Genomic DNA, 1020 nt, shown 5'->3' with positions numbered 1-1020 from the left:
GCTCACTACGTTCGCTTAAGTCGGTGAGGGTTCGTGAATGCGAGAGACGTTATATGAAACCACCCGAAAAACCGAAATAGCCCCAAAATGGGAGTGACCCGTCTACTTATGGGTGATCAACGGCGCGTGATGGCACGCATGGTTGCTGCAGCTGACAAAGGAGAACCAAACAATGAAAAAGTACATACTCTTCGATCATGATGGTGTTCTAGTTGATACTGAATTCTGGTATTACAAAGCGGGAGAACGCGCTCTGGCTGACATTGGATTTACCTTGGATAAAGATCAATACCTCCGCGACATGACCCAGTCATTGGGCACTTGGTCCCAAGCTAGGGCGGCAGGTATTGATGAACAGACCATCAGCAAGCAGCGTGAGGTCCGCAACGTCTATTATCAGGAATATCTAAGAACAGAAGCCATAGAAATTGAAGGCGTAGTTGAAACTCTAGCCGAACTCTCAAAGTACGTCCGCATGGCCATCGTGACGACTGCAAAACGTGCGGATTTTCAACTTATTCATGAAAAGCGCCAGATTAGACAATTCATGGAATTCGTCCTTGTTCGCGAAGACTACGAGCGCACTAAGCCGCACCCGGAACCATACTTGACCGGCCTAAAGCGCTTCGGAGCTGCCAAAGAAGAGACCCTGGTTGTAGAGGATTCAAACAGAGGGTTGAACTCAGCCGTGGCGGCTGGTATCGACTGTGTTATTGTCCATAACGACTTCACAAAAACACATGACTTCTCACAGGCCAGCTATCGAATCAAGACTCTGATTGAACTAAAGGACATTATCCTGAATGTAACCTGAGCCGGATTAAAGGTGAAATTGCTTGAATTCTGTGACGAGGCAGGAGAGTTTCATTTTCAAGAGAGGGATCAAGCGGAATGATTTTGTGAGTTATTCGAGGAAGTCGGGTGGCATCATATAACACCGCATTCACGCTGCGGGCCTGACGGCCCTTGGTCCGCGGGAAGATTTTTCGAAGAAGATTATTCAGCGGACAACCCTGCACC

General features: G+C 48.0%; 2 protein-coding genes. One reads left to right on the top strand and one right to left on the bottom strand.

Going from position 1 to position 1020, the window contains the following annotated elements; all coding sequences use genetic code 11:
* Positions 1 to 172 precede the first annotated feature (172 nt).
* A complete protein-coding gene (locus JET16_RS29755) occupies positions 173 to 814 on the top strand; it encodes an HAD family hydrolase (protein WP_199624863.1) in 642 nt (213 codons plus the stop codon).
* Here JET16_RS29755 and JET16_RS30455 read toward each other — a convergent pair.
* Positions 795 to 1020 (bottom strand): hypothetical protein (locus tag JET16_RS30455; RefSeq protein WP_233532466.1); only part of this gene is annotated, 226 nt, incomplete at its 5' end. The two genes, JET16_RS29755 and JET16_RS30455, sit on opposite strands and share 20 nt — an antisense overlap.

This window comes from Paenibacillus alkalitolerans, from assembly GCF_016482785.1.
Classification (GTDB): Bacteria; Bacillota; Bacilli; order Paenibacillales; family YIM-B00363; genus Paenibacillus_AE; species Paenibacillus_AE alkalitolerans.
The sequence above is the reverse complement of the archived record's forward strand: the minus strand, read 5'-3'. Positions and strand labels throughout refer to the sequence as shown.